General features: G+C 69.6%; 27 protein-coding genes and 2 pseudogenes. 17 read left to right on the top strand and 12 right to left on the bottom strand.

Annotated elements, in window-relative coordinates:
• Positions 1-71: 71 nt before the first annotated feature.
• From SJY07_RS24525 to SJY07_RS24515, 3 genes are all read right to left on the bottom strand, one after another.
• A complete protein-coding gene (locus tag SJY07_RS24525) occupies positions 72-1,541 on the bottom strand; it encodes a hypothetical protein (protein ID WP_380161888.1) in 1,470 nt (489 codons plus the stop codon).
• On the bottom strand, positions 1,525-2,139 hold the full coding sequence (locus SJY07_RS24520; protein WP_380161887.1) for a hypothetical protein: 615 nt from the start codon (positions 2,137-2,139) through the stop codon (positions 1,525-1,527). The genes SJY07_RS24525 and SJY07_RS24520 overlap by 17 nt, the downstream gene beginning before the upstream one ends.
• A gap of 203 nt (positions 2,140-2,342) precedes the next feature.
• On the bottom strand, positions 2,343-3,077 hold the full coding sequence (locus tag SJY07_RS24515; RefSeq protein ID WP_380161886.1) for an XRE family transcriptional regulator: 735 nt from the start codon (positions 3,075-3,077) through the stop codon (positions 2,343-2,345).
• Positions 3,078-3,666: 589 nt separating this feature from the next.
• Here SJY07_RS24515 and SJY07_RS24510 point away from each other — a divergent pair.
• From SJY07_RS24510 to SJY07_RS24485, 6 genes are all read left to right on the top strand, one after another.
• Positions 3,667-4,326, top strand: a complete 660-nt coding sequence (locus tag SJY07_RS24510; RefSeq protein WP_380161885.1) for a hypothetical protein — start codon at positions 3,667-3,669, stop codon at positions 4,324-4,326.
• Positions 4,327-4,390: 64 nt separating this feature from the next.
• A complete protein-coding gene (locus SJY07_RS24505; RefSeq protein WP_380161884.1) occupies positions 4,391-5,725 on the top strand; it encodes a hypothetical protein in 1,335 nt (444 codons plus the stop codon).
• 239 nt (positions 5,726-5,964) lie between these two features.
• Positions 5,965-6,651, top strand: coding sequence for an oxygenase MpaB family protein (locus SJY07_RS24500; protein ID WP_380161883.1), 687 nt, complete (start codon positions 5,965-5,967; stop codon positions 6,649-6,651).
• Between the two features lie 198 nt (positions 6,652-6,849).
• Positions 6,850-7,572, top strand: a complete 723-nt coding sequence (locus SJY07_RS24495; RefSeq protein ID WP_380161882.1) for a hypothetical protein — start codon at positions 6,850-6,852, stop codon at positions 7,570-7,572.
• Positions 7,569-9,260 carry a hypothetical protein gene (locus SJY07_RS24490; RefSeq protein WP_380161881.1) on the top strand — a complete coding sequence of 564 codons (1,692 nt, stop codon included), beginning with the start codon at positions 7,569-7,571 and terminating at the stop codon, positions 9,258-9,260. Before SJY07_RS24495 ends, SJY07_RS24490 begins: the two co-directional genes overlap by 4 nt.
• Positions 9,253-10,011, top strand: coding sequence for a hypothetical protein (locus SJY07_RS24485; RefSeq protein ID WP_380161880.1), 759 nt, complete (start codon positions 9,253-9,255; stop codon positions 10,009-10,011). The genes SJY07_RS24490 and SJY07_RS24485 overlap by 8 nt, the downstream gene beginning before the upstream one ends.
• Before the next feature lie 61 nt (positions 10,012-10,072).
• Here SJY07_RS24485 and SJY07_RS24480 read toward each other — a convergent pair whose 3' ends face one another.
• The gene (locus tag SJY07_RS24480; RefSeq protein WP_380162516.1) at positions 10,073-10,945 is read right to left on the bottom strand and encodes a transposase family protein; all 873 of its coding nucleotides are present in this window, start codon (positions 10,943-10,945) and stop codon (positions 10,073-10,075) included.
• 279 nt (positions 10,946-11,224) lie between these two features.
• Here SJY07_RS24480 and SJY07_RS24475 point away from each other — a divergent pair, with 279 nt between their 5' ends.
• Positions 11,225-12,028, top strand: coding sequence for a transposase family protein (locus tag SJY07_RS24475; protein ID WP_380162514.1), 804 nt, complete (start codon positions 11,225-11,227; stop codon positions 12,026-12,028).
• 21 nt (positions 12,029-12,049) lie between these two features.
• On the opposite strand, the gene SJY07_RS24470 is transcribed toward SJY07_RS24475, so the two are convergent.
• A complete protein-coding gene (locus SJY07_RS24470; protein ID WP_380161879.1) occupies positions 12,050-12,952 on the bottom strand; it encodes an IS630 family transposase in 903 nt (300 codons plus the stop codon).
• Positions 12,953-13,062: 110 nt separating this feature from the next.
• On the opposite strand from SJY07_RS24470, the gene SJY07_RS24465 reads away from it, so the two are divergent.
• From SJY07_RS24465 to SJY07_RS24445, 5 genes and pseudogenes are all read left to right on the top strand, one after another.
• On the top strand, positions 13,063-14,544 hold the full coding sequence (locus SJY07_RS24465) for an IS1380 family transposase (protein ID WP_380156286.1): 1,482 nt from the start codon (positions 13,063-13,065) through the stop codon (positions 14,542-14,544).
• 434 nt (positions 14,545-14,978) lie between these two features.
• Positions 14,979-16,070 (top strand): annotated as a pseudogene (locus SJY07_RS24460) (IS630 family transposase).
• Between the two features lie 9 nt (positions 16,071-16,079).
• The gene (locus SJY07_RS24455) at positions 16,080-17,030 is read left to right on the top strand and encodes a nucleoside hydrolase (RefSeq protein WP_380161878.1); all 951 of its coding nucleotides are present in this window, start codon (positions 16,080-16,082) and stop codon (positions 17,028-17,030) included.
• Positions 17,031-17,129: 99 nt separating this feature from the next.
• On the top strand, positions 17,130-17,894 hold the full coding sequence (locus tag SJY07_RS24450; RefSeq protein ID WP_380161877.1) for a DNA polymerase beta superfamily protein: 765 nt from the start codon (positions 17,130-17,132) through the stop codon (positions 17,892-17,894).
• 23 nt (positions 17,895-17,917) lie between these two features.
• Positions 17,918-18,550, top strand: a pseudogene (locus tag SJY07_RS24445) (CDP-alcohol phosphatidyltransferase family protein); the annotation flags it as partial.
• A gap of 51 nt (positions 18,551-18,601) precedes the next feature.
• Here the strand turns inward: SJY07_RS24445 and SJY07_RS24440 are convergent.
• Genes SJY07_RS24440 through SJY07_RS24430 form a run of 3 tightly spaced genes read right to left on the bottom strand, consistent with a single transcriptional unit; the run spans position 18,602 to position 19,939 of the window.
• Positions 18,602-19,096: an SRPBCC domain-containing protein gene (locus tag SJY07_RS24440; protein WP_380161876.1), complete on the bottom strand. Its 495-nt coding sequence runs from the start codon at positions 19,094-19,096 to the stop codon at positions 18,602-18,604.
• Positions 19,093-19,413 (bottom strand): ArsR/SmtB family transcription factor, encoded by a 321-nt coding sequence (locus SJY07_RS24435; protein WP_380161875.1) that lies wholly within the window; start codon positions 19,411-19,413, stop codon positions 19,093-19,095. Before SJY07_RS24435 ends, SJY07_RS24440 begins: the two co-directional genes overlap by 4 nt.
• 55 nt (positions 19,414-19,468) lie before the next feature.
• Complete coding sequence (locus SJY07_RS24430) at positions 19,469-19,939, bottom strand: hypothetical protein (protein ID WP_380161874.1); 471 nt, start codon at positions 19,937-19,939, stop codon at positions 19,469-19,471.
• A 583-nt stretch (positions 19,940-20,522) separates the two neighbouring features.
• On the opposite strand from SJY07_RS24430, the gene SJY07_RS24425 reads away from it, so the two are divergent.
• Both SJY07_RS24425 and SJY07_RS24420 read left to right on the top strand, forming a co-directional pair.
• Entirely contained in the window at positions 20,523-21,551 is a 1,029-nt protein-coding gene (locus tag SJY07_RS24425) for a tyrosine-type recombinase/integrase (RefSeq protein ID WP_380161873.1), read from the top strand.
• Between the two features lie 80 nt (positions 21,552-21,631).
• Complete coding sequence (locus SJY07_RS24420; protein ID WP_328291609.1) at positions 21,632-22,105, top strand: hypothetical protein; 474 nt, start codon at positions 21,632-21,634, stop codon at positions 22,103-22,105.
• Between the two features lie 60 nt (positions 22,106-22,165).
• Here the strand turns inward: SJY07_RS24420 and SJY07_RS24415 are convergent, their stop codons facing one another.
• The 3 genes from SJY07_RS24415 to SJY07_RS24405 are packed head-to-tail and all read right to left on the bottom strand — an operon-like array spanning position 22,166 to position 23,152.
• Entirely contained in the window at positions 22,166-22,609 is a 444-nt protein-coding gene (locus SJY07_RS24415; RefSeq protein WP_328291610.1) for a hypothetical protein, read from the bottom strand.
• The gene (locus tag SJY07_RS24410; protein ID WP_328291611.1) at positions 22,585-22,791 is read right to left on the bottom strand and encodes a hypothetical protein; all 207 of its coding nucleotides are present in this window, start codon (positions 22,789-22,791) and stop codon (positions 22,585-22,587) included. The genes SJY07_RS24415 and SJY07_RS24410 overlap by 25 nt, the downstream gene beginning before the upstream one ends.
• 34 nt (positions 22,792-22,825) lie before the next feature.
• Positions 22,826-23,152 (bottom strand): hypothetical protein, encoded by a 327-nt coding sequence (locus tag SJY07_RS24405; protein ID WP_328291612.1) that lies wholly within the window; start codon positions 23,150-23,152, stop codon positions 22,826-22,828.
• 399 nt (positions 23,153-23,551) lie between these two features.
• Here SJY07_RS24405 and SJY07_RS24400 point away from each other — a divergent pair, with 399 nt between their 5' ends.
• From SJY07_RS24400 to SJY07_RS24390, 3 genes are read left to right on the top strand one after another with little or no spacing between them, the layout of a single operon-like run.
• A complete protein-coding gene (locus SJY07_RS24400) occupies positions 23,552-23,992 on the top strand; it encodes a hypothetical protein (protein ID WP_380161872.1) in 441 nt (146 codons plus the stop codon).
• Positions 23,989-24,672 carry a TetR/AcrR family transcriptional regulator gene (locus tag SJY07_RS24395; protein WP_380161871.1) on the top strand — a complete coding sequence of 228 codons (684 nt, stop codon included), beginning with the start codon at positions 23,989-23,991 and terminating at the stop codon, positions 24,670-24,672. Before SJY07_RS24400 ends, SJY07_RS24395 begins: the two co-directional genes overlap by 4 nt.
• Before the next feature lie 5 nt (positions 24,673-24,677).
• On the top strand, positions 24,678-25,223 hold the full coding sequence (locus SJY07_RS24390; RefSeq protein WP_328291615.1) for a GNAT family N-acetyltransferase: 546 nt from the start codon (positions 24,678-24,680) through the stop codon (positions 25,221-25,223).
• Between the two features lie 29 nt (positions 25,224-25,252).
• Here the strand turns inward: SJY07_RS24390 and SJY07_RS24385 are convergent, their stop codons facing one another.
• Positions 25,253-25,495, bottom strand: coding sequence for a hypothetical protein (locus tag SJY07_RS24385; RefSeq protein ID WP_328291616.1), 243 nt, complete (start codon positions 25,493-25,495; stop codon positions 25,253-25,255).
• Positions 25,496-25,562 lie beyond the last annotated feature (67 nt).

Below are 25,562 nucleotides of genomic sequence, written 5' to 3'. Positions count from 1 at the left end.
GATTCTGGTGAGTAGGCGGTCGTTTCTGTGCGTGCGCGTTCTCACTCGTTCTTGTTCGATCTCACTCGATCTCACTCGATCATCGCCACGAAGCCTGCGGTTCCAGCTTCCTGGACCTCGGGGCTGCGCAGAGCCCGCCACAGCAGACGCAAGTAGGCCACGGCTTCGTCGACATCGCGCGGGCTGATGGTCAAGATCGGGGTCACCGACCGGGGGCGCGCGCCCTCGTCTCCGCTGGCCAGGCGATCGAGGTGGAGCTGAATCGCCGCACTGGCGCAGGCAGCATCAGCTCGGGCCGTGGACTGCAACGGGCCTTCGGTGATCCGCCGCCACCACCGCCCAGCCGAGGAGGGGGCGAAACCGCCCACCACCGACAGGACAGCCCGGGCAAGGCTGGCGGCAGGACGACCCAGGCGTCGACGCAGGAAGGACGGCTGCTCCAGTCGCAGTAGTTGCTCGACGCGGCTGCGTGCAGTGGGGCTGAGGTCGTCGGCGGCCTGGACCAGAGCGTCCATGATCTCGCTGGCCATCCGGGCTCGCTGCGCGTACAGCTCATCGCGCTCGGACTGGGTCCTCTGATCGGCCTCCGGCTCGTAGGCGGTGCGGTACACGCCCTGCAGCAGCCGCCAGGGAGCGCGTAGCGCGATGACGTCCTCACGCCACAGCTGCATGAACACGCGGGTGCTGCGAGCGCGGACGGTGTCGACGATCGGGGCGACGCAGCAGCCGAGGATGAGCAGGGTGGGTGTGAGCACCTGGCAGGCGAGCTGGGCGATGGCTGCTTCCTGCTCGGTCCACATCGGTTTCCCGCGCATCCAGGTGAACGCCTGCACGCTCTGGATCAAGACGGTGCCTTGGGCGATGACCGCCCCGGTAGCCACGAGGCGCAGACTCAACCGGACGGCGGGTTCACGCTCGCGTCGCGCCTCCCGCCAGCACAGTACGGAGAGGAGGGCGCCCACGAACGGGCCGTAGATCTGGGCTCCGAGGGCGGCGATGAATCCGGCGACGTGGGGGGAGTAGTAGGTGACGTACTCATTGAGGGCGCCGGTGCGCGGCACCGGGGCTTGGAAGAACCACGGCGCGATGGTGAGCAACGAGCAGGCCGCGAAGGCGCCATGGTTGGCGAAGAGGAGGCGGGTGGTCCACCGACCGGTGCGCTGAGGTGGTTGGACGGTGTGGATGATCGCGTCGGCGGCGTTCATGCCGGCCCACATGAGCACGACGGTCCCGATGATCCAGGGCACTCCTGGGGCGGTGACGCCTTCGAGCCACCACACGAGGGGTCTGATGCTGAAGAACGCTGCCACCGTCAGGCCGGCGACGGCGAACCACTGAGCGCGCTGGGCTTTGCGCCCGATCGCGGCGAGGTCGTCTGTGCTGCGAGCGGCACTGGGGCTGGGCTGGGCCAGGCGCAGGGCCCGCAGCTGCGCGGGGGTCAGGTTGCCGGTGAGCAGGTCTCGCAGGGCGAAGGCAGCCACCGCGCCCAGGAGACAGGTGGCGGCGGGAGCCCAGCCGATGACTTCAGCTAGTCGGCTCATGCGTTGTCCCTCGTCGAGCCAGGACCAAACCCAGACCGGAGGCCGGTGGCAGTTCCTTCTGCTGCATCCACGGGGCCATGTAGTGCTGGAGCAGGCCGGCGATCAGTTCGACTTCGCGCTCTTCCTCATCGTCCACGTTGCAGCGGAACTGCTGGTAGCCCCCGGCGTGCTCGAGGCCATCGGGCCCGGGTGAGGTCAGACGCGCCTGGACGCTGAGTTGGTGGTGGGGCCGCACGATCAGGTGCCCCAGCTCGTGAAGGAGTAGGCGCCGCCCGCGCATGGACTTCTTGTGGTCCTCGGCGAGCAGGATCAGGATGCTGCGCCGGGCCGGCGCGCGGTCGACCCAGGCCGACACCTCTGCGGGCATGTGCAGAAGACGGCCGTGACGACCCCGCTGAGTGATCTTGATGGGGCGTCCCTCCTGCTTGCGCAGGACGATCAGCAGGCGGCGCAGGGAGGTGCCGGGCCGGATGCCCAGGCGTTCCAGGCGTTCGACACAGCGCTGAACGCGCGCGGCGTCGCTGACGTCGGTCCTCTCCCGCAGCGCGGAGGTAGACCGTTGCGGCTCCTGGCTCATCAGCTCGTTCACGATCTTCATCCCTCCCAGACCTCCAGCCACGCCACGTCATGCGACGTCATGCCGTGACGTGCTACGTCATGCCGTGTCGTGCAACGGCCACTTCGCGTCGAGGTGCCCGTGCTCACTCCGTCTTTGCGCGGGCACATCCTTGCACCGTTGCGTGAGCAGAACAGCTCTAGAACTTCAATCATCAATCAGGTGCCGGGACGTGCTACGCCGAACTACCTCGGCGCAGCGCCCGGATCTGGAAGCGCATCACCCTCATCCCGAAGGGCCCCGTCGATCAACGCGTTGATCATGTTCAGCTCGCGGGCGCTGAGGTTTCGCGCTCGCATGGCCAGGCTGGCGATACGTTCATTGTCCAGAGCATCAACGGCGTGCAGCTTGCGGTTGATGCGCTCCAGTTCCTCGTTACTCTCGAAGAAGTATCCGGGCCAGACCCTGAAGATTCGCGCTAGACACTCGAGCTGCTGCTTTGTTGGATTGTCCTTGATCCCGCGCCGTAAGTCATGCAGGAAGCCGACCGAAAGAGGAACGCCTTGAGCTTTCGCGGCGGCACTGACCTGCCGCATGCTCCAAGGCTGCCCGTCGTCGCGCACACGGAGGTTGAACAGGTACTCCAGGCGAGCCGCGAGATCCACCATCGCGTCCTGAGGGTGCGTGCGCTCCGAGGACCTCTGCAGGTTCAGCGAATCATCATCGACAGACCCATGACCCACTGTCGCTAGGGATTCTCCACCCACGTCAGCGAAGGGCTCCTCGGACGACTCGACTGGCGCACTGCTGCTCGTCACTGCATTTCCTTCAGGAAGGGGGTCGAAGAAGAATCCGGCCTTGACGCCAAAGAAGGCCGCCAGGGTTCGCAGAGTGTCAGCACTCGGATTCCTTTTCGTGCCGATGCGCAAGGCGTTGATGTAGGCGGCACTTACGCCCTTGGTGTTGATCTCAGCCGCCACCCGCTCGACAGTGACCGGATTTCCCTCCCCGTCACGGTACGTACGCAGAAGATGGTCTAAGGCACGAGCAATCGTTGGTCGGTCTTGGTCATCCCCGCGTTGTTCCACTGCTCTCCCCCACCATCACGACTCCCCCACCGGCACCCACTACCAGCGGCATCCGTTCCTGCGGCCTAGATCCTGCCTCCACGACACCATCCGGGCCGGGCCCGGACCGCACCCACCGCCTCGCCTGCTCACCTCGAGCGAGGCGGGCACGGCGGCCCACCCGGCGATCCGGGAGGTCGGGCGACTGTAGCGACAGCATGGGTCGACTCCTCTCGTGACGTTCGCAGTGCGGACAGTCGGGCTAGGCGTGTGCTCCGAGGCATGCTTTCATAGCGCCGTGAGCCGCGGTACTGGGACGCCAGGTATCGATCCAGGACCTTCACGGTCCATGAGCTAGTACCGGTAGTTGCGTACTTGACCACTCGATGAGCCGGGCGACCGACCTGAGACTGACCGACCTGAGACTGACCGGCACGACACCACGTTGCCTACCCGCACGACCAGAAGCTCAAGCGGGAACGTCAGGAAGGAGCACAGCATCGTGTCGCTGCCCACGACGCTGCCCCACTCTTCGACGACTGCGGAGAAGACGACTCCAGCGATCACGACTGCAGAGACCACGACTGCAGGGTCGCGGATCCTGGGCCCCCTCCAGCTCCTCGCTCCCCAGGATAGCGAGACGGGACCGGGCGAGTTCACCCTCGACAGCGGTGTGGCCCAGCAGTGCCGGCAGATGGTCGCCTCCATCCAGCTCCCTCGGCCGCTGACGATGCGCAACCTCATCCAGTCCGTGGCCGCCCAGCTCGGCGTGCGCATCCGCGCGCACCAGCAGTCCCTCACCGACCCCGAAGTCTCAGGACTCATCGCCCAGAAGAAGTCCGGCCTGATCATCGTGAGCTGGCCCCAGGACTACGAGAAGACCCACCCCTGGTGGACAGCCCTGTGCGTGGGTCACGAACTGGGTCACCTGATGTGCAACCACCTGGCCAGGAAGGCGCAGTACAGCCGCTGCCAGATCGGTGTGAGCGTCGCCGACAACGCCGACGAAGCTGCAGCCGAATACTTCGGCACCCTGCTCGCTGAACGCATTGAAGCGCAGGAGACCACTACCGCTCGTCGGCGCGTGATCGATCTGCGCGAGCGCGACGAACTCGACCGTGACGGCGTGGCCGGCAACTTCACCCGGCTGCTGCGTGGGTGACCTGAGCGGAGTCAGCCTGACCGGGATCGTCTCGATCCTGGCGGTCACGGCTCTTGCCACCTGGTTGTTCGCCGACACCTATCGCGCGTGCACCCAAGGCATCCGAGAACAGCGCCGCCGTGCCCAACCAGCGGGCGAGGAGTACCGCGGCCACCCTCGTCCTGAGAAGCAGCCCGACACCGATGACCGCCAAGCCCGACACATGCTCTGGTGGACCGTGGGTTGCCTGACGTTAGGAGCCCTCGCCCAGACCGCTCCGGTCAGCACCCTCATCGATCGCGCCCACCCCGGGTGGAGCAAGGCCGTCCTGCACCTCTTCGGCGCGCTGGCCGCTGGATGCCTCCTGCAGCTGCTGCGTCTCCTGCTGGGTCTGTGCCCCCGGCGTCCTCGCTGGCTGAACGGCGCCATGGTCATCACTGCCCTGCTGGTGGTCACACCCCTCGTGCTCGACCCTCCACGGACACCGCACCTGTTCGAGCCCACCTGGGCCGCGCTCGTGCACTGGCTCGCCTCACTGGGCCTGCTGTCCTGGTCCTTGGGCGCAACCTCCATCGCGTGCTTCGCCATCGCCGCGCAAGCCGAGGCCCGCGCCGCCGGGGTCGGCATACGCCTGGTCGCCGTCGGTTGCCTGATCGGTCTGGGCTACGTCGCGACCTGCCTGATCCTGCTGACCTACACCGTCATCACCGGCGAAACGCCACCCCTCACCCACGGCAGAGGTCTGGACGTGACGCTGCAGCAGCTCGCCGAGGTCGTCATCGTCACTGGTCTCGTGTGGACCAGCCTCGACCGTCTTCTGCAGCGCATGCTCCGCCGGAAACAAGACCCCAGGCGAGGACGAGCCGGTCGAGGCCACCGCCGACGCCAGCTCCTCGAGCACCCACGACTGCTCCTAGGCCGGCGTCACCAAGAGCGCCTCCACCAACAACTACTGCTCGAGCTGGAAGACGTACGCCCGTGGTGGTCGGCGCTGGCGCGGTCGATGCCGCAGCTGGTCCACTTCCCCCAGCAGACCGCAGCCGCGCCGAAGAACGCCACCGACGCAGGCTTCCAGCGTCGGCGCATGATGTCGGAGATCCACGACATCGAACGGATCGCGGTGGCCTACGTCGACCACGAGGACCAAGAACAGATCCGCTCACTGGCTCTCACCCACGGCCTACGCCCCGGCCCCCAGCTCGACACCGTCATCTGGCAGGCCTGCATGCTCCTCGGCCTCGAACGGTACCGCGCCCACGCACCGCGCAAGAGCCTTCCCCTCGAGGTGCCCGTCCCGCGCGGGGCCAGCCTGGCTGAAGCCACCACCATGCTCAGTCAGGCCCTACACGGCGTACACCCGCTGCGCGAGCAACTCCTCCACGTCCTGCACGACAACGCGCTGATCAGATCCGCGAGGTAACGAGCGTGAACACGTCTCAGCCCCCCACTCCGATGTCCCCGAAACCACCTCCCCCCGAAAGCACTCCAACCCCGCCGGGCGATCGGCAACCCGCCGCCGCCTCATCCCCGCAGGTGTTGAGCCCGCAGCGACTCGCCGAAGTCAACGAGGTCTAGCGCCACCTGGCGCTCGCGGAGTTCGCTGCAGAGAGCCGCATCGGCTTCCACCTGGCCTACCTGCGCACCTTCGCGTCCCCGCGCGTGGCCGGCTTGCTCAGCCACACCGGGCAGATGCAGGAGGAACCGCGTCGCCGAGGCAGCGACACCGGCCTCTTCATGTACGAGCTGATCCACCACGGCCTGGGCAGCGAGGTGGGCGAGGAGGTGGTGCGACGGCTCAACGCGATGCACCACCGCTTCTCCATCCGCAACGACGACTACCTCTGGATCCTGGGGACCTTCGTGGTCCTCGGGGTGCGCACGATCCGCCGCTTCGGGTGGCGAGAGCTGAGTAGCGCGGAGGTCGAGGCCAGCATGGACTGGTACCGCGAACTCGGCGCTCGCATGGGCCTGTCCGACATCCCGACGACGTTCGAGGAGTTCGACCGCTGGTTCAGCGACTACGAGCAGACACAGCTGCGCTCATCCCCCGCCGGCCGACGACTCATCACCGCCACCCTCGACACCGTCTTCGACCCCGTGCCGCGACCGCTACGTCCCTTGGCGATCCGGGCCGCGGCGGTGCTACTGGAAGAACCGGCCCGGTCATCACTGGGGTTCTCTGCACCGGGGCCCATCGTGGCGATGGGGGTGCAGACACTGTTCCGGTGGCGAGCACTGCGTCGGCGGCGGCAGTCGACACCTCCGAGCTGGTTCGTGCCGGGGGCAGCGACCAGCGTCTACCCGCAGGGCTACGAACTCAACGACCTGGGACCACGCGAGAAATGATCCCAACGCGCAAGACCCGGGACCTGGCACCCGTTGCCCCGCCTCGCCTCGCCCCACCTCGCCGTACGACACGAGGTAAACCCGGTCCTGGACATCAGGGGTGACAAGTTGTCACCCCTGACACGCCCATCCCCTAACAACGCGGATTGAGCATGTCAGGGCTGTAGCGTGGCGTCATCGCCGACCCGGAGACGAGCCATGCCCCAGCAAGCCACGATCACCGAACCCCCCATCGGGGGAACGCGCGCTCAAGCCCTGTTGGGTGTGAACCCCGCCCAGCTGAACCGCCTGCGCGAGACGGGCCTACTGGGCGACGAAGACACCCTGCGCGCGATGCAGACCGAGGGCGGGCACTGGCGCTACGACGAGGCCCGCGTGCGCGAACTCGCCACACGTCCCTGGGTGGAACTGCCCAGCCCCTCCCCCGACCTTGCCATCCACCTCGCTCCCCTCACCCCGGATCCCCTGCACCGCGGCGGACGCCGGTACCAGGGCTGGCACGCCTTCGCCCCCACCCACGGCTTGAACCCCGCTGAACGTGAGGACGCGTGGGCAGGGTGGTGGATCTGCCGGCCCGAGCACTACCTCGGAGCGACCCTGGTCGGTGACGTCTGCGGCTTCGTCGTCGAGGTGGCCGCCATCCGCGGCTTCCACCTCGCCGACGACGGGCGGGTGCGCTTCGAGCTGAGCCGGGCGAGCAAGCAGATGCGGGCGCGCTACGCCGGGCGACGCTTCCGCGCCGCGCAGGGAGCAGCCGTTCAACCCCTGGGCCCGACGCTGACAGCCACCACCGCCGGGGCCCGAACCAGGACGCCATCGAGTTCGGCATCGACAACGACATCGACGACAGCGACGACAGCGCCAAGGACGGCGCGAACCGTCACCCCCTCAACGTCACGATCGACAGGAGATCCCCGATGAGACCCGCCCCCTGGAAGGTTCGCCCCGTCGCGACCGTGTGGCTGGACTACGTCAGCGGTGTCGGCGTCACCGACAGCGGTGCCCGCGTCACCCCCAAGATCACCGGACGCCGCAAACGACCGGTCCTGGTCGACCTGCTCGACACCGCCCACAACCTCTCCGCCGAACGGATCATGCTGACCGGGAAGGTCCCCCAGCAGGGCCTGGGTGAGCAGCACTGGCTCATCACCGAAACCCCCGGCTGGAGCGCCGGGGGGCACTGGCTCTCCAGTCCCCCCACCGGGCGCTTCACCCACGACATCACCGGCCGCAAGCTGGAGGTGCGCCTGGCCTCGGAGTGGTTCACCTCCCCCGACGCCTCCCTCACCCCCGACGAAGCCCGTCAGGCCTGGGTCGCCACCTCGGAGGCGTTGAAGTCCGTCGCCCGCGATGCGGAACTGCTGAAGTCCCCGGCCGCGACGGGGACGCAGTTGTGGGCGCAGTCCCTGCCCCGGACCCTGGATCCCGAACCCCTCGACCCCGAGACTGCTGAGTTGTTGCACCGCACCGCCGGGCAGCACCGCATCGAACACCTCACCACCGGCGCCGGTGCCTGCGCGTGCGGGTCCTGCCGGCCGCTGGTCGACGTGGGTGAGCAACCTCGGGGTGGGTTCGCCTACGTCGACGGCCGCTTCATGTACGCCGCCCTCTGCCGCGAACTCGGCACCGGCCCCGCACGGCGCCTGACCGGGGAGCAGGCCGAGGAACTCCTGGAGTCCAACCCTTACGCCCGCGCCCGCTTCCACGTCCGCTTCACCGTCAGAGAAGGCTGGGACACCCTCGGCCTGCTGCCCGTCGCCCACGAGGACGCCGACGAGGGCTGGCACTACCCCAACGTCCCCGGCGCCCACGGTGAGACCTGGGTCGATGGCGTGGAACTGAAGATCGCCCTGGACCAGGGCTGGGGCATCGAGTTCCTCGACGGCCTCGAGTTCACCAAGGCCCGCGTCCTGGACACCTGGGCCGACCGACTCCGCCGCGCCCGTGAGCGCCTGGCAGGGGCTCAGGACCTGCCCCCGTCGGTGCGGGCGGCGGCGGTCAGCGCGATGCGCGCGATCCTCATCCAGGGCATCGGCGCGTTCGCCTCCCGGGGACGGGAGACCACGCAGGTCGTGTGGTCGGCACGTGAGGTGCCACCCGCGGCCGCGTCCACGTTGGTGCGCTACGGAGAGGCGTTCGTGTTCCGCACCCGCGCGCCGCGCCCGCAGGGTCAGGCCGCAGCGCTGTACCGCCCGGAACTGGCCGCGCAGGTGTGGTCGCGGGGTCGGGCCCGGGTGCTGGAGTGCCCCACGGCCCTGTCCAAGCGCCTGCCCGGGGTGGGCCTGGCCAGCTTGGGAGGTGCGTTGGAGGTCGACCCGGCGACGTTGCTGGCGGTCAACGGTGACGCGATCTACACCACCGAGGTCCCGGGATGGTCGCTACCGGTCTCCGTCGGTGGTGGTGATGACGGTGACGTCGGGCGGATGCGCCTGCAGGGGTGGCTGCCTGCGGTGAAGCTGCCGACGACCGCCGCGGAGCGCAACCGGTTGCGCCAGCGCGCGGAGGCAGCCGGGACGAGCTCAACCGCCCCGCCGCAGTCCTCCGAGATCCTGGCGAACACGGCCGTGGCCCCGGTCGCCGGGATGCCGGCGGAGGTGGCCGGTGCCTGACCCGTCGACGCCCAGCGCGGCCGACCTCATCGCGAACCTGCGCGCCTACGGCCTCAGCGTCAGTGAGATCGCCCGCGAGCTCGGCCGCTCCCCCCGCATGATCCGCAAGGTGGTCCAGGGCGAGAGCAGTGGACAGCTGTACGTCCCCGCCCTGAACGAGCTGGTCCAGACCGGGCGTACTCAGGCGCCACCGGCGCGCCGGCGCGGGCGCGACGGTGAGCTCGTGCGGGTGCGCGCGCCGCGCGGAGCGGCCGAACCGACGCGCCGCCCGCAGGAGGACACCGGAGCCGCGCAGGCCGGGGGTGCGGGGCAGACGCCGGCGCCTCCCCCCGGCGGCCGCGGGCGCTCTTCGGCTTCGACCGGATCTGCAGCGCGACCTGGGACCTTCAGTGACAGCACGACCTACCTGCCGGGCGGGGTGCGGCAGCACACGGTGACGGCACCGCGCAGTGAAGGCAGCGGGCGGGAGCGGGCTCGCCAGGGCCTGCTGGGGGCGTTGCGCCGCGCCGCGCGCAGCCAGCGCGGGGGCCGCAAGAACGTCCGCTTCCGCGTGACCCTGCAGAACGGGACGACCGTCGAGGTCGGCGCCAAGGGCGGCTACGCCGTCTCCAAGGCCCTCGCACGCTCGCGCAGCGAGGGCGACGACCCGTTCGCCTGGCTCGCCGGGGAGGTCGCCGACCGGCAGTACCTGCAGAAGACCTTGGCCCGGGAGAACCTGAACATCGTCGGGGTGGAGGCAACGATCTACTGATCGCCGCACCGAATTCGGGTCACTGAGCTCTTCTCTGTAGCGGCTGGACGGTAACTGTGCGTCATGTGGTGCGGTCGTGCTCGAGATGCAGCACGACCAGGACCGCGGCGGTGATGGCGCCGATCCGCCAGGGGCAGAGGGTGACCTTCTGCAAGACGCGGTAGTTCTTCAGCCTGGCGTTGCCTTGCTCAGCACGGGCTCGTACGTGCGCATGGACACGGTTGAAACTACGTTCGGAGACGGTCAGGTCCCCGTCCTTGGGCTGCTTGTTCGGGCAGATGAGCCGGTCGCGTTCGCCTTCGTAGCCCAGGTCGGCGAGGACCTTGTGGTCGGCGGCGGTGAACTCATCCAGCGCGTCGAGGAGATCGGGATGAGTGCGGGCGCAGGTGGTGTCGTGCTCGCGGCCCGGTCGTAGCGGCGAGACCCAGATTGGCCAGCCGTCGGGAGCGGTGAGTACCTGGACGTTGCCGCCGTGGCGGCGGTGCTTACCTGACCACCAGAGGTCTACTCGCTGCCCTTCGCGCCTGCCTCTTCGCATCGTAGGTCCATGCACGCCAACGCGGTTGGTCGCCACCAGCGTGCCGTCAAGGCTTACATGAGTGTGGCCGGCGGCGTGCGCGGCCAGCAGTGCCGAGCGCAGCCCGGGCGCCTGGGCAGCCAGGACGTCGAGGGCCTCGTGCACGTAGCGGTAGGCGGTAGAGGTTCCCATGGCGTTGTCGCGGGCCAGTTGCGACACCCGTACGGCATCGAGTAGGAACCGGCAGATCAGCACCGCCTGAGCGAAGCAGCCCAGCACCCGCCGCCCAGCGCGCGTCCCCACCTTGAATCGGTGACGCAGCAGGAGGGTGGCGATGTGCTGGACGGTGGCCCGGGAAGTGGGCAGTACAGCGGTGTAGGTGACAGGATGAGACACGGTGGAGCTCCGGTGGTGGATGTTGCTGTAGGAAGCCCTCCGTTTACCGGAGTTTCACCTCCACCCGCCACCTCAGCCCTTGCGGCACCACCACCGGCGTCACCGCCCGTGACCGTCAGGCCGCTACTGAGAATGGCTCACTGAGCCCTTGTCAGTAGCACCGGGCCGGTGGCGGAGGGTGACGGCGACGGGTTTGATGGTCGGCAGTAAGGACGGAACCCCGGAGGATGGTCATTCCTCTCACAGTCCGACCGTCCCTACCGGAGTCCCGCCGTGCTCGATCCTGTCACCTACCGCGCCGTGCTGCCCATCTCCCGCGCCACGGTCACCTACGTCGCCGAGTTGCTGCACCGGGACCAGCAGATGCGTGGAACCCGCCGCGGCCGCCGGCGACTGAGGCCCTTCGACCAGGCGGTGCTGTTCTGCCGCTGGCTGGTCGATGCGATCCGGATGCGCCAGCTCGCCGTCGACAACGTGATCGGGCTCAAGACCGCCTACCGCTACATCCACGAAACCCTCGACGTCCTGGCCGGGCAGGTGCCTTCGCTGGTCGGGGCGTTGCTGGCCGCCCGGACCGCCGGCCACAGCCACGTCATGATCGACGGAACCCTCATCGCAACCGACCGAGTCTCGGTGAAAGGACCAACTGCAGGAGTAAACCTCTGGTGGTCGGGCAAGCACCATCACCACGGCGGTAACATCCAAGTCGTCACCGCACCCGACGGCTGGCCGATCTGGGTTTCTCCCGTCCGCCCCGGACGCGAGCACGACACGACCTGCGCCCGAGCCCACCCGGGCCTCCTGGACTCCCTCACCGCATGGCGCGACGAGGAGCACGCCGTTCTGGCCGACCTGGGTTACGAAGGTGAACGCGGCCGCCTCACCTGCCCGACCAAGCACGTCAAGGGCCAGAACTTGACCGAAGACCAGGCCTGTTTCAACGCACTGCACTCCGCCACTCGCGCCGTCGCCGAACGCGGCAACTCCCTGCTGAAGAACACCTTCAAGGCCCTCAAGCACGTCACCCTCTGCCCCTGGCGCATCGGGGCGATCGTCGCTGCTGCCCTCATCGTCCTCCACCGCGAACACGACCGCACGACGTGACGCACCGTCATGATCAAGTCGCTACTGACAAAGGCTCACTGGCCGCCGGGTCCGGTTCCGGTCTCCAGTCCAGTCCTGAACGACCTGATCACAGTCGTCGGCGGTGGTGAACCACCCGTGTTTGAGGACCTGGCGGGTCACAATCCCGAACACCGACTCGATCGGATTCACCCACGAGGCGTGCTTTGGGGTGAAGGAGACCTCGATGTCGGGATGCTCGGCCAGCCAGGCCGTGGTGGCCCGACTGGTGTGCGCCGGCCCGTTGTCCATGATCACTACGAAGTCGTTGCCGTGGACGCCCTTGAGGTGCTCGAGGATCTCGATGAGCGCCGCCGAGTTCATCCGCGACCGGGACCGGATCATCGAGACGGCTCCGGTGGCGCAGTCCTGAACGCCGTACCAGGACACGGTGCCCTTGCGGACGTACTCGAACTCCCGTCGCACGGTGCCGTCACCGGCGCGGGTATCGGCGCGGACAGGGGTCCGGACCGGGTGAGCGGTCTTCTCGTCCAAGCTCAGGACCGGTCTCCCACCGATCCGTGCGTTGCTGACAGCGTGTTGCACGGCAATCACTTTGGCGTCGAAGTCGGGGGCGGGGCGGCGGTGGATCCAGCCGTGGACGCGGTGCACCTTCAAGCCCAGCCCGTTCAACGTGGTGGTGACCCAGGAGCAGGTCACGCCCCAGTTCAGGTTCCACATCGCCTCGCGTAGGGCGTGGTGGGTCCACAACGGGTATGGGCCTGGTCGTTGGGTGGTGGCCACGGTTACCAGGTCGCGGACAGCTGCGTCGGGGTAGAGGACCGGGCGGCCGCAGCGGGGTGCGTCCAGCAGTCCCTGCAGGCCGTCGGCGCTGACTCGCTGCGCCCACTTGCGGACGGTGTTGCGGGTGGTGTCGTGGGCGGTGGTGACTGAGCCTGGATCCACCGTCCCGTGATGCTGCGGGGGCCAGTACGTGAGGCGGCGGGTGGCTTCTGACCTGCAACGATGGGACTTCTCTACGGTTCCAACGCAGCAGCAAGGAAGACACCCGCCAAATGCAAGTCTCGCACGCCCTCCCCACCACCGCGGCGGCGTCCTCGATCACCTTCGACGACCCAAACCTCATCGCCCACGCCGGCCTGGCCCCGGCCCTGCAACTGGCCCAGACCGCGGGCCTGCACGACCTGCTCGGCCAGCACCTCACCCTCGCCGGGCCCGGGTCGGCTAACGCTGCGGCCAAGGCCACCGGCCTGGTCGCCGGGATGTTAGTCGGCGCCGACAGCATCGACGACATGGACGTCCTGCGACACGGCGCGAACACGAAACTGTTCGACGACGTCCGCGCCCCCTCGACCTTGGGGACGTTCCTGCGGACCTTCACTCACGGCCACGTCCGCCAACTCGACGCCGTCGCGGCCCGGTTCCTGACCGGCCTGCAGACCACGACCGCCGCGGTTGGGTCACCGCTACTGGCCGATGCCGACCAGATCCTCTACGTCGATGTCGACGACACCATCCGCCAGACCTACGGCTACGCCAAGCAGGGCGCCGGATACGGCTACTCGAAAGTCAAAGGCCTGAACGCGATGCTGGTGACCGCGACCACCCCGGCCAGCACGCCGGTGATCGTGGGAACCCGCTTGCGAAAGGGATCGGTCGCCAGCGCTAAGGGTGCGCCGAAACTACTGGGCGATGCCCTAGCGACCCTCAAACGCACCGGCACCGGCACCGGCACCGGCACCGGTGCTGGTGCTGGTGCTGGTGCGGCTACCGGTGGCGGGTTGGTGATCGTGCGGGCCGATTCGGCCTACTACAACCACGCCGTGATCGCCGCCGCCCGCCGCGGCCGGGCCCGCTTCTCCCTCACCGCTCGCAGCAATCCCGCTGTCCGGCGGGCGATCGCGGGCATCGCCGACGATGCCTGGACGCCGATCAAGTACACCGACGCGGTCTGGGATGAAGACGACCGGCGCTGGGTTTCTGATGCCGAGGTCGCCGAGACGACCTACACCGCGTTCACCGGCCGCAGGAAGGCTGAGCACGTGAGGGCGCGGTTGATCGTCCGCCGCGTCAAACGGTTGAACCCCGCCGCTCTCGGTCGGGGGCAGGGTGAGTTGTTCGAGACCTATCGCTATCACGCGGTGTTCACCGACTCCCCGCTGCCGATGCTGGTCGCGGAGAAAGATCACCGCGCGCACGCGGTGATCGAGTCGGTGATCGCCGAGGCCAAGGACGGGCCGTTGGCGCATCTGCCGTCGGGGAAGTTCCAGGCCAACGCTGCCTGGTTGGTGTTGGCCGCGATCACGCACAACCTGACCCGAGCCATTGCCGCGTTGGCGGGGACGACCCACCGTCGCGAACGTGCTGGGACGATCCGGGGCAAGCTGATCAGCTTGCCTGCGCGGGTCGCGTTCTCGGCTCGTCGGCTGCGGTTGCACGCCCCGTCCGGCTGGCCCTGGCAGTCCGGCTTGGAGAACGTGTTGGCCGCCATCGTTGAAATCGACCGGCATCAGCCGGTCGTGACCCGCCGGATCTGAGCACTGCCCGACGCCCACCGCCCGAGAGGGCACGACCAGGAATCGCCGTGGAAGAGCCAACACCCGGTCGGCAGCTATCTGATGCCCTGCTCGTGGTGACCTGCCTTCGGCAGGTCACCACGAGCTCATCGGTCATTCGGTGGTGGATCCAGGCTGAGCGCAAGGACTTCTTGGTAGCGGCCAGGACGATACGGGCTCGGAAGGCCAGTCGTTGCGCCACGCCGGGATGGGCAGCGACGTAGTGCAGTTGCTGCTCGATAGTCTCGGCCGTGCGCGGTATCGTCGGAAGTGCTGTACCCACGGCCACCGACGGTGTCGTATCCTTGATCACGCGGCTGGTAGCGAGATGTGCAGGTCATGTGATCAAGGACTCTTCGAGCTGACCACTAGTGTCCCGCACTTGAGTTTCGCTCGATAAGTCGTAGGTTCGTCTCATGGCCCGGACTGGACGTCCCAAACCCGAGCTGGTGCTGAGTGATGAGGAGCGGGATCAGTTGCAGCGCTGGGCGCGTCGCCACACTTCGTCCTAGGCGTTGGCGTTGCGTTCTCGGATCGTGCTGGAGTGCGAGCACTGCGCCAACAATCAGGAGGTCGCAGCCCGGCTGGGCTGCTCTCAAGCCACGGTCGGGAAATGGCGCAGCCGTTTCGTCACCGACCGGCTTGACGGGCTCAGTGACGAGCCGCGCCCAGGACGTCCCGCCTCGATCACCGCCGAGCAGGTGGAGGCGGTGGTGATCGACACCTTGGAGTCGACGCCCGCCAACGCTACGCACTGGAGCCGGTCGAAGATGGCCCAGCGCAGCGGGTTGAGTCCCACCACGATCGGTCGGATCTGGAAGGCGTTCGGTCTCAAACCGCACCGTAGTGACGGGATCAAGCTGTCCAACGATCCCCTGTTCGTGGAGAAGGTCCATGACGTCGTGGGGCTCTACCTGAACCCACCGGGGTCGGCGGTGGTGCTGTGTGTGGACGAGAAGTCCCAGGTCCAGGCCCTTGCCCGTTCTCAGCCGGCGTTCCCGATGATGCCGGGCATGCCGGAGAAGCGGACGCATGATTACATCCGCCACAACACCACGACCTTGTTCGCCGCGCTGAACATCGCCGACGGCGCGGTGATCTCAGCGACCCACCGTCGGCACCGGTCGGTGGAGTTCAAGAAGTTCCTGACCAAGATTGACCAGGAGGTTCCCGATGACCTCGAGGTGCACGTCGTCTGCGACGACTACGGAACCCACAAGCACCCCACGATCGAGGCGTGGCTGAGGAGGCATCCGCGCTTCGTTCTGCACTTCACCCCGACTTACTCTTCCTGGTTGAATCAGGTTGAGCGTCTCTTCGCTTACGTCACTGATGATTTGCTGCGCCGCAGTGACCACCGCAGCGTTCAGGCCCTTGAAGCCGACCTGCGGGCTTGGGCAGCAGCCTGGAGCGAGAATCCGAAGCCGTTCATCTGGGCCAAGTCCGCGGACGAGATCCTTGCCTCACTTGGACGACTTTTGCAGCGGATTACGGGTGGAGGACACTAGACTGCGGCGGTGAACGCGCCCTTCTTCCTCGACTGCGACACCGGCATCGACGACGCCATGGCCATCGGCTGGCTGGCGGCGACCCCGGGGGTCGACCTCGTCGGTGTCTCCACCGTCAGCGGCAACCTGGACGCCGCCGGCGGCGCCCGCAACACGCTGGACCTGCTGGCCATGATGGGCCGGCCCGACGTCCCCGTCAGCGTCGGCGCCCACGACTTCCTCGACCACGCCTACTCCGGTGGCGCGCCCGAGGTCCACGGCGTGAACGGGATCGGCGAGGTGACGCTGCCGCGCGCCGCGGCCGAGCCGACCGGCACGAGCGGCGCGCAGGCCATCGTCGACGCCGCCCGTGCGCACCCCGGTGAACTCGACCTGCTGGCCATCGGGCCCTTCACCAACGTCGCCCTCGCCCTGGAACTCGAACCCCGACTGCCCGAACTCGTCGGGAGGTTCACCGTCATGGGTGGGGCCGCGATGGCACCGGGGAACGTGTCGGCGCTGGCGGAGGCGAACGTCGCCAACGACCCGCTCGCCGCCCACACCGTGTTCACCGCGGGTTTCGACCTGACGATGATCGGCCTCGACGTCACGATGAAGCACGTCTTCGAGGAATCGCACCGCCAGGAACTCCTCGCCGTGGGAACCCCCGTCACCACGGCCATCGCGCAGATGCTCGAGTACTACTACGCGTTCTACGCCCAGCGCTACGGCCGGCCCTGCGCCGTCCTGCACGACCCGCTGGCCGCGGCCGTCGCGACCGGCGAGGTGGAGCTCGCGGTGGCCCCGACCGTTCCCGTCGTCGTCGACCACACCGACGGGCCGGGCCGCGGGCAGACGATCGCCGACCTGCGCGACGTCTACCAGGGTTTCCCGACGGCCTACCCGGGCGGCACCCGGGTCGCCCTGGAGATCCCCGGGGACTTCGCCGGAACCCTGCTCGAGCGGTTGTCCCGGCTCTGAAAACGGTTGGTGGAGTGCGGGTCCCACTGCCTAGCCTGAACCGGTGATCAGACACCCGCACGCCGGTGAGGAGGCCCGCCGCCTCGCCGAGGCCGCACCGTGCTGCTGACCCAGGTGGGCAGCGGGGTGCACGGCACCGCCCTCGCCGGTCAGGACGACCGCGACGAACTCGGCCTGTGCCTGGAGCCCGTGGAGTTCGTGACCGGTCTCGCCCGGGTGCGCACCCCGGGCGGTCGCGAGATCCCCTTCGAGCAGTACGAACTGCACACCGCCTGGGCCCGCCCGCGCGGGCTGGCCGAGAAGTCCGGCCCGGGGGACCTCGACGTCGTCGTGTACAGCGCCCGGAAGTGGGCGCGGCTGGCCCTGGCCGGGAACCCCACGGTGCTGCTGCCGTTGTGGGTTCCCGACACCGAGGTCGTCGCGGTGACCGACGCCGGCCGGGAACTGCGCGAGAACGCCCACCGCTTCGCCTCGCGCACGACCGGACGACGGTTCCTGGGCTACCTGCGGTCGCAGCGCGCCGCGTTCCTCGGTGAACGTGGTCGTCGGGCCGCGGTGCGGGCGCGACGCTCCGGTCCCGGCTACGCCCCGAAACCGGCCACCCACGCGCTGCGCCTCGGGCTGCAGGGCCTGGAGCTGCTGCGCACCGGCCGGGTCACGTTGCCCGTGCCGGGCCCGGAGCTGGACGCGTTGCGCTCGGTGCGCCGGGGCGAGTGGGCCTTGACCGACGTCGAGGCGTGGGTCGCGGACCTGGAGGTCGACCTGCTCGTCGCGGTCGGGGCGAGCGACCTCCCGGAGTCCGGCGACCGGGCCTGGGTGGACGGCTGGCTGACGCGGTCCCACCAGGAGTTCTGGGCCCGCTGAACCTTCCCCGCGGCTGCCTCGTTGTGCCCGCCGTGGGGAAGAGTGTGCGTGACGGTGCGATCGCGCTGGCGGTGTCGGTGCTGGTCTGCGCCGCCCTGGCCTTCTACGCCGGGGTGGCGCTGTCGCAGGGGGCCGCGGCGATCGCCGGCATCGGGCTGGTCGCGTGCGCCGCGGTGGCCGTGGGTTCGCGCCGTGACCGCTGGTCGGGCCCGGCGGACCGGGTGACGCTGGCCCGGACGGTGCTCGTGGGTGGGTGCGCGACGGTCGCGGTCCTCGCCCTCACCGGAGTCGTCGGGCCGCGCCCCTGGTGGCTGGTCGGGCTCGCCGTCCCGGCGTTGGTGCTCGACGGCGTCGACGGCTACGTCGCGCGCCGCACCGGTACCGCGACGCCCGCCGGCGCCCGGTTGGACATGGAGGTCGACGCCGCCCTGCTGCTGGTGCTCTCGCTGACCGCGGCGCTCACCCAGGGGTTCTGGGTGATCGCCATCGGCGCGATGCGCTACCTGTGGGTCGGCGCGGCCCGCGTCCTGCCGCGACTGCGGGGCGAGTTGCCGTTCCGCTACTCCCGCAAGGTGTTCGCCGTCGTCCAGGCCGTCGCGTTGATCCTCGCCCTGGTCCCGGTCGTGCCGGTTCCGGCGGCACGGGCCGGGTTGGTCCTGGCCCTGGCCTGCCTGGTGTTCTCCTTCGGGCGGGACACCCTGACCCTGCTAGCCCACCGCAGCGGCGAGGCGGTCGATCGTCGTCGTCCAGCCCTCCCGGATGCCCAGGCCGAACCAGTGCTCGACCTGACCCGGCTCGAGGTTCTCCGAGAGGCTGAGTCGGGCCGTCATGCGCGTTCCGTCGTCGGTGGCGACGAAGTCCAGTGACACCAGGGGAGTGGCGTCGACGTCGTCGGGGTCGAGTTCCGGCCAGCCCCCCACCGCCCCCCAGCTGAACACCAGACGGTGCGGGGCGTCGATCTGCAGGTAGCGTCCACCGGTCGCGTAGCGGCGACCTCCCGGCCCTTCCTGGAGCAGGACCCTCCAGTACCCCCCGACGCGCAGGTCCACGCTCGGTTCCGACTGCGCTGCAGGCAGTCCCGAGAACCACTCCAGCTCTCCGGGTTCGGTCCACGCCGCGAACACCCGTTCCGGGGCGACGGGGTAGTCGCGGAACAGGGTGATGCTGCGTCCTGTGGTCTCGGTGCTCGGTCCCGTGCTCATGGTGTCTCCTTCGACAGGTGCTCGGCGAGTCGGTCGAACCGGTCGGTGAAGAACCGGCGGTAGTCGTCCATCCAGTCGTCGACGGCCCGCAGGGGTTCGGTGGCGAGCCGGCAGGGCCGCCACTGCGCCCGCCGGCCCTTGACCACGAGTCCGGCGCTCTCCAGGACCGTGAGGTGCCGGGAGATCGCGGGCAACGTCATCGCGTGCGGCGCGGCGAGTTCGTTCACGGTCGCCTCACCCCGGGCGAGCTGGGCGAGCAGGGCTCGACGGGTGGGGTCGGCGAGGGCGGCGAAGGTGACGCTCAACTGGTCATCCACGTGGGTCTCCGGTACTTGACGACTTCGACAAGTACAGCGCGACGGCCGGTCGCCGTCAACCCCGGGAGACGGGTCGGACCGGGGGATCCGGGCGGCGGCGGGCGTCGAGGACGTCACCGACGGCGGCGGCCGCACCCAGCAGGCGGGCCAGGGTGCGGGTCCCGGTGAGGGGTTCACGCCCGCCGGCACCCCACAGGTGTGGGCACCACCGGCGCAGTAGGGCGACGAAGACCTCGACCTGCAGGAGGTTGGCGAGCACGAAGAAGAGGGCGAGCACGGGACCGGCGCCGGTGGCCACGTTGAGCGACCAGGTGAGCAGGGCCAGCAGGGCGACGTCCAGACGGCGGGTCCCGGCGTCACGCTGCACGGCGAACCACGCCGCCGACACACCCGCCGCGGGCCACACGAGGCTCAGGCTGGTGCCGTCCATGATCGTGGTGTGTCCCAGGAGGACGGCGACCGCGAAGACGAGGGCGAAGCCGAGGCTGCGCGCCGCCGACCGGACGGCGAGGGTCGTCGTGCTCACCGGCGCCTCCCGCGCGTCGACCGTCCCCGGGCTCTGGAGACGGGCTCAGTCGTGACCATCGACGCGGTACGGCAACTGATTGACCCTGACCTGCCCCTGACGGCGCTCGACCGCCGCGGAAGGGGTGACGTGCCGGGGAGGGCGTCTCGTCCGTAGATTGTCATAATGTCGATTATCGGCTTGACTCACAGCGTGGTGATCCGTCGCCGAAGGGGCGCTCCGAACCAGCCATCGACCCGTCGGTTCCCACGTTTCCGGCTCGCCCACCGACCCGACGCGTCGACTCGATGCGTCAACGCATCCCGCATCGACCACCACGCCGTCGCGTTCGTCCGCGTGCGCGACGACCTCGCGGTCGTCCACCACCCACGCGGTGACCTCGCACCCGGACGACCACGACGCTCGGCCGGCGCGATCCGCACGGTGACCCCACACCCGGACCAGCGGCCCGCCGCCCGAACTCCGCATAACGACGAATATGCGGACGACTCCCCCGTTCCAGATCTCCTCTGCACTGAAACAAAACCGTTGCGGCACAACGGAAGTGCTTGACACAACTCCCCCAGTGCGACATGATCGTCACATGACTCCCCCGTCGTCCGGGGTTCCCGAGGTCGTGACCTCCTCGACGTCGCTGCAGGCCGCTCTCGACGCCTACGACGTCGCACGACTCCCCCGCAAGGAATCCCCGCACACCACCGACGCCCGGCGGCGTGACGTCGCCGTCCTGCTCCCCCGGCTGCGACGTTTCGCCGGTGAGGAACTCCTGGTGGCCGACCTCACGGTCCGCGCCCTGCGCGCGGCGTTCGCGGAGTTCGCCGCCGACCACGCACGGAGTTCCATCGCCCGCTGCTGGTCGACGTGGAACGGGTTCTGCTCCTTCCTCGTGGCGGAGGACGCGTTGCCGGGCAACCCGATGGGCGGTGTGCAGCGACCGCGCCCGGACCGCACGGGTCCCAAACCCCTGCGCGGGGAACGCACGCCGGAACTGTTGCTGTCCTCGGTCGCGCTCGACCGGCCCGGGGCTCGTGATCCGTGGCCGGAGCGGGACCTCGCGGTGGTGGCGACGTTGCTCGTGAGCGGCATCCGCAGCGCGGAACTGCTGGGGCTGCGGGTGGGTGACCTGGCCGGCGCTGACGGTGATCAGCGTCTGCGGGTCCTGGGCAAGGGCAACGCCGAGCGCAGCGTGCCCGTCGAGGCGGCGTTGGCGGAGGTCCTGCAGACCTACCTGGCCTCGCGTCGTGCGCGCTTCGCCCGCCCCGCGGTGCTGCCGCTGGACGCGGCGATGTTCGTCGACACCCGTGGCACGGCCCTGACCCGCAACCAGCTGCAGTACCTCGTCCGCACCGCCTACCGGGCGGCCGGGATCCACGACCGGGTGGCGCGGGGTGCCTCGGTGCACGCTCTGCGCCACACCTTCGCGACCGAGGTCGTCGCCGCCGGGGGAAGCGCCGTGGAGATCATGCGGCTGCTGGGCCACCAGAGCCTCACGACGTCCCAGCAGTACATCGACGTGGCCGCCCAGGAGCTGCGGTCCGCGGCCGCGGGCAACCGCACCTACGCCGCGTTGCGCGGTGTCTCGGCAGGGTCGTCGGTGTCGGCACAGGGGTGAGCAGGCACGCGCGACCGCGCACGCCGGACGCGCGGCGTGAGATGATCCTGGGGAGATTTCCACGAGCGAAGAGGACAGGCATGCCCAGCAACAGGCGCACGCAGTGCGCCAACAAGATGCCCTGGCCGGCCGGCAACCACCGCAGCCTCGAGCGCTTCCTGGACGAAGCCGAACGTGCGGGCACCCTCGACACCATCGCCGAGCACCCCGCGGCCGCCACGGCTCTCGCGCAGCCGCCCTACAGCCTGGACGCCGCCAGCGTGGGCACCGTCCTGCGGGACGCGGACAGCCGCGAGCAGGCCGCCGCCTACGTCAACGGCTGGCACCACTGGCTGCAGGCCGTCGGTGACGACTACCCGGACACGGCCTCCTCGGTCGAGGCCTTCGCCGCCTTCACCTCGGAGATCACCTCCGAGCACTGGGACGCCCACGGCGAGGACACCTCCTTCGACGACTTCTTCATCTCCCTCGTCGACGCCGCCGTCGCCGCGAAGAAGTCCGGTACCCCGACGCGGGAAGCGCTCGACACGCTCACCGGCGCCACCTCGGACTGACCGTCCCCGTCGCCGGGCCCCGTCAGGGGCCCGGCCGGTGCGTTTCCTCGAGGGGAACGTTCAGCTCGGGGGCAACGTCTCCCGCCACGGCTCCCCGAGGGCGATCTGCCGCAGGTGGGTCGCGATGAGACCGACGTCGTCGAGCCCTTCGGCGACCGAGCGGACGAGGCGTTGGCCGTGGTCGGCGTCCGGTCGCAACGTCTTGATCCCGTTGCGGTCCAGGGCGGCCAGCGCGACGAACAACGCGATCCCCGGGTTCAGTGCTGAGTCGAACGGCCGCGTCGTGGCGATGGCGTGCATCAGAGCGCCCGCCTGCTCGTACTCGTCGCGGTAGACGCGTTCACCGTCGACGTCGACGGCAGGCCGCGACGCAGCGGCCACCAGGGCCCCCACGTCGCGGATGCGGACGGGTTCCTCGGCGAGCCAGTCGGCGAGTTCGCTGATCTGGGCGACGGTCAGGAAGCGGGGACGCTCGGGGATCACCGAGCGCGCAGCGCTTCCCACAGCGCGGGGTTGCTGGTGGCGATGCGTTCGGCGATCGTCGCGATCTCCTCCTCCTGCTCGCGCGTGGACTGCTCGAGCATCGATTCGAAGAGCTTCTGCCGCGAGACACCGGGGTTGCGTCGCTGGAGGTCGTCCAGCATGCGTTCGTGCTCCTCCGAGAGGCGGAGGGTCATCTGGGCCATGCGATCCAGGGTACCCCAGTGATGTCGCGTGATGTCAGGCGTTGCGGCGTTCCCGCTGGTACGTCGTCCACGCCTCGGTGCACCGCTCGCAGCGACAACCGACGTTGCGGTAGCCGTTGGCCGAACCGTGCCGCGGATCAGCGGGATCGGCCAGGAACGCCGCCTTGCGCTCCGCCGCGGAGGGGCGCGCCACGGCCACCCCCACGCCCAGGTCGGCCCGCCAGACCCGCACCGTCGGGTGACTGACGCCGAGCACCCGGCCCGCCTCCTGCTGGGAGAGGTGGGCCGTGGCCTCGACGGCCTGCTGCCAGCTGTCGTGCCCGCAGCGGCGGGCGATCTCGTCACGGTCGTAGCGGGGCACGGCAGCAGCGTAGGACGCGCACTCCCCCTTGACGCCGACGAACATGTTCGTCGCGATCGTGTTCGTGACTCGTCGACCGCTCACCATCGTGGGCGCCGGCCTCACCCTCGCCTGCGTCCTGCACGTCCACGGTGTCGACGCCCTCGTCCTCGACCTCTCCGCTGGGGCGCCAGGCTCACCGCCACCCACCCCCACCCCGACGGCGGCCACACCCTCACCCTCGCCGACGGCACCACCACGACCACCGACCTCCTCGTCGGCGCCGACGGCGCCTGGTCGCGGGTACGGCCCCTCCTGACCCCCGCGGTCCCCGCCTACAGCGGCATCTCCTTCGTCGAGTTCGACCTCGTCGACGCCGACGCACGCCACCATCTCGCCGCCGACACCGTCGGCCCGGGGATGCTCTTCGCCCTCGGTCAGGACCAGGGATTCCTCGCCCACCGCGAGACCGACGGCAGCCTCCACGTCTACGCCGGCCTCCGCGTCCCCGAGAACCGGACCCGGCGGCGCATCGACACCCGCACCGCCCTCCTCACCGCCTTCGACGGCTGGGACGAGAGCCTGCTCCGCCTCGTCCACGAAGCCGACAGCGGCTTCACCCCCCGCCCCGTCCACGCCCTCCCCACCGGACTCACCTGGGACCGGGTCCCCGGGGTCACCCTCCTCGACGGCGCCGAACTCGCCCGCGCCCTGCTCGAACACCCCGACGACTCCGAGACGGCGCTCGCGGGCTACGAGGCGGCCCGCAACCTCGACCTGATCTTCTGCGCCGACTCACCCGCGCCGCTGGTCGAGCAGTTCGCGATCCACGCCGCGACGGCCGCCGGAGCCCGGGCGTGACCCCCACCCCGCTCAGCTGCCGGGAACGACCCGCGAAACCCCCGCTGAGTCGCGACGCGATCGTGGACGTCGCCCTGCGCCTGATGGACGCCGACGGCCTCGAACGGCTCACGATGCGGAAGCTGGCCGCCGCCCTCGACACCGGCCCGGCGTCGTTGTACGTCTACGTGCGCAACACCGCCGAACTGCACGCGGCGATCCTCGACCGCCTGCTGCTGGACCTCGAGCCTCCGGTGGAGGGGGACTGGCGTGAACGCCTCGTCGCGCAGTTCAGCGGCTACACCGAACTGCTCTTCCGCCACCCCGGACTGGCCCGTTCGCTGGTCGCGGTCCGTCCCACCGGTCCGCAGTTCCTCGCGTTCGTGGACCGGGCGCTCGGGGAGCTGCACCGGGGCCACGTCCCCGCACGCCAGGCGGCGTGGGGGGTGGACCTGCTGCTGCAGCTGGCCACGGCCACCGCCGCGGAGCAGGCCACCCGTCGCGACTCCCCCGACACCGACGACGCGGTCGAGCAGGACGCCGTCCGCCACCACGACGGAGACCTCGTCCACCTCGACCGGGTGGGCGAGGAACTCTTCTCCGGAACCGGGCGGGACCGTCTGCGCTGGGCGTTGCGAGCCCTGCTGCACGGCATCGTCGCCGTCACCCCCACCCGGGGGGTGAGCCCGGCGCTACCGTGAGGCCCGTGACGACCGCGGAGATCTCAGGACTTCCCCCGGTCAGCCTGCGGGCGTGGCGGCCCGAGGAAGCTGAACGGCTCTACGACCTGTTGCGCCGCAACGAGGTCATCCAGTGGTTCGGGGAGGCGGCGCGCGTCCCGCTGGCCGAGGTCACCCAGGCCCGCCACCGCATCGAGCAGTGGGCGCTGACCGCGCAACCCCCGCTGGGCACGCGCGCCATCGTCACCCCCGACCGCCTCGAACCCGTCGGCAGCGTCCTGCTCTTCACCGCACCGAACTCCGAGCACGGTGAGGTGGAGGTCGGCTGGTACCTCCACCCCGACGCCGTCGGCCACGGCTACGCGGCAGCGGCGGCCCTCACCGCCGTCCACGACGCCTTCGACGCGGGTCACGACGAGGTGTGGGCCCTCACCCACACCCACAACCTCCGCAGCCGTGCGACGGCCAGCCGGATCGGGATGCGCGACCTCGGCATCGTCGACGGCCTCTGGCACGACGGCCGGTCGCAACTGTTCGTGATCACGAACCCGTCGGGCCGGTTCCCGGTCTGAGGAACCCGGGCTCCTCGGACCGGAGGAGGTCACTCCGCGACGACGGAACGGCGGTCGCGTTCGGCGAGGACGCCGTCCCAGTCGACGCCGCAGGCCGCGGCGATGGAGCGCAGGGCGTCCAGGGCCGCGGCGTGCAGACCTCCGGCGAGACCCGCGGTGGCCTCGTCGCCGGCGCTCTCGGCCGCGGCGAGCAACTGGTCGAGGTTGCCGGTCAGGGCGGTGAAGCTGTCGGCCACGGGGGCCGGGGGCTGGGAGTGCTCGATGTCGGTCACCTGCTCAGGGTGGCGGCTGGCGGCGGAGTCGGCGACCGCACCACCCCGAGCCCACCCGGACCCGGAC

Origin of the sequence: Kineococcus sp. R86509 (assembly GCF_042466365.1) — a bacterium.
Classification (GTDB): domain Bacteria; phylum Actinomycetota; class Actinomycetes; order Actinomycetales; family Kineococcaceae; genus Kineococcus.
The sequence above is the reverse complement of the archived record's forward strand: the minus strand, read 5'-3'. Positions and strand labels throughout refer to the sequence as shown.

Excerpts from the sequence above, each read along its gene's own strand:
- SJY07_RS24420 (WP_328291609.1), top strand. The coding sequence starts at position 21,632 with ATGCCCAGCAACAGGCGCACGCAGTGCGCCAACAAGATGCCCTGGCCG.
- SJY07_RS24490 (WP_380161881.1), top strand. The coding sequence starts at position 7,569 with ATGAGACCCGCCCCCTGGAAGGTTCGCCCCGTCGCGACCGTGTGGCTG.
- SJY07_RS24525 (WP_380161888.1), bottom strand. The coding sequence starts at position 1,541 with ATGAGCCGACTAGCTGAAGTCATCGGCTGGGCTCCCGCCGCCACCTGT.
- SJY07_RS24400 (WP_380161872.1), top strand. The coding sequence starts at position 23,552 with ATGCTCTTCGCCCTCGGTCAGGACCAGGGATTCCTCGCCCACCGCGAG.
- SJY07_RS24425 (WP_380161873.1), top strand. The coding sequence starts at position 20,523 with ATGACTCCCCCGTCGTCCGGGGTTCCCGAGGTCGTGACCTCCTCGACG.
- SJY07_RS24520 (WP_380161887.1), bottom strand. The coding sequence starts at position 2,139 with ATGAAGATCGTGAACGAGCTGATGAGCCAGGAGCCGCAACGGTCTACC.
- SJY07_RS24465 (WP_380156286.1), top strand. The coding sequence starts at position 13,063 with ATGCAAGTCTCGCACGCCCTCCCCACCACCGCGGCGGCGTCCTCGATC.
- SJY07_RS24495 (WP_380161882.1), top strand. The coding sequence starts at position 6,850 with ATGCCCCAGCAAGCCACGATCACCGAACCCCCCATCGGGGGAACGCGC.
- SJY07_RS24440 (WP_380161876.1), bottom strand. The coding sequence starts at position 19,096 with ATGAGCACGGGACCGAGCACCGAGACCACAGGACGCAGCATCACCCTG.
- SJY07_RS24410 (WP_328291611.1), bottom strand. The coding sequence starts at position 22,791 with ATGGCCCAGATGACCCTCCGCCTCTCGGAGGAGCACGAACGCATGCTG.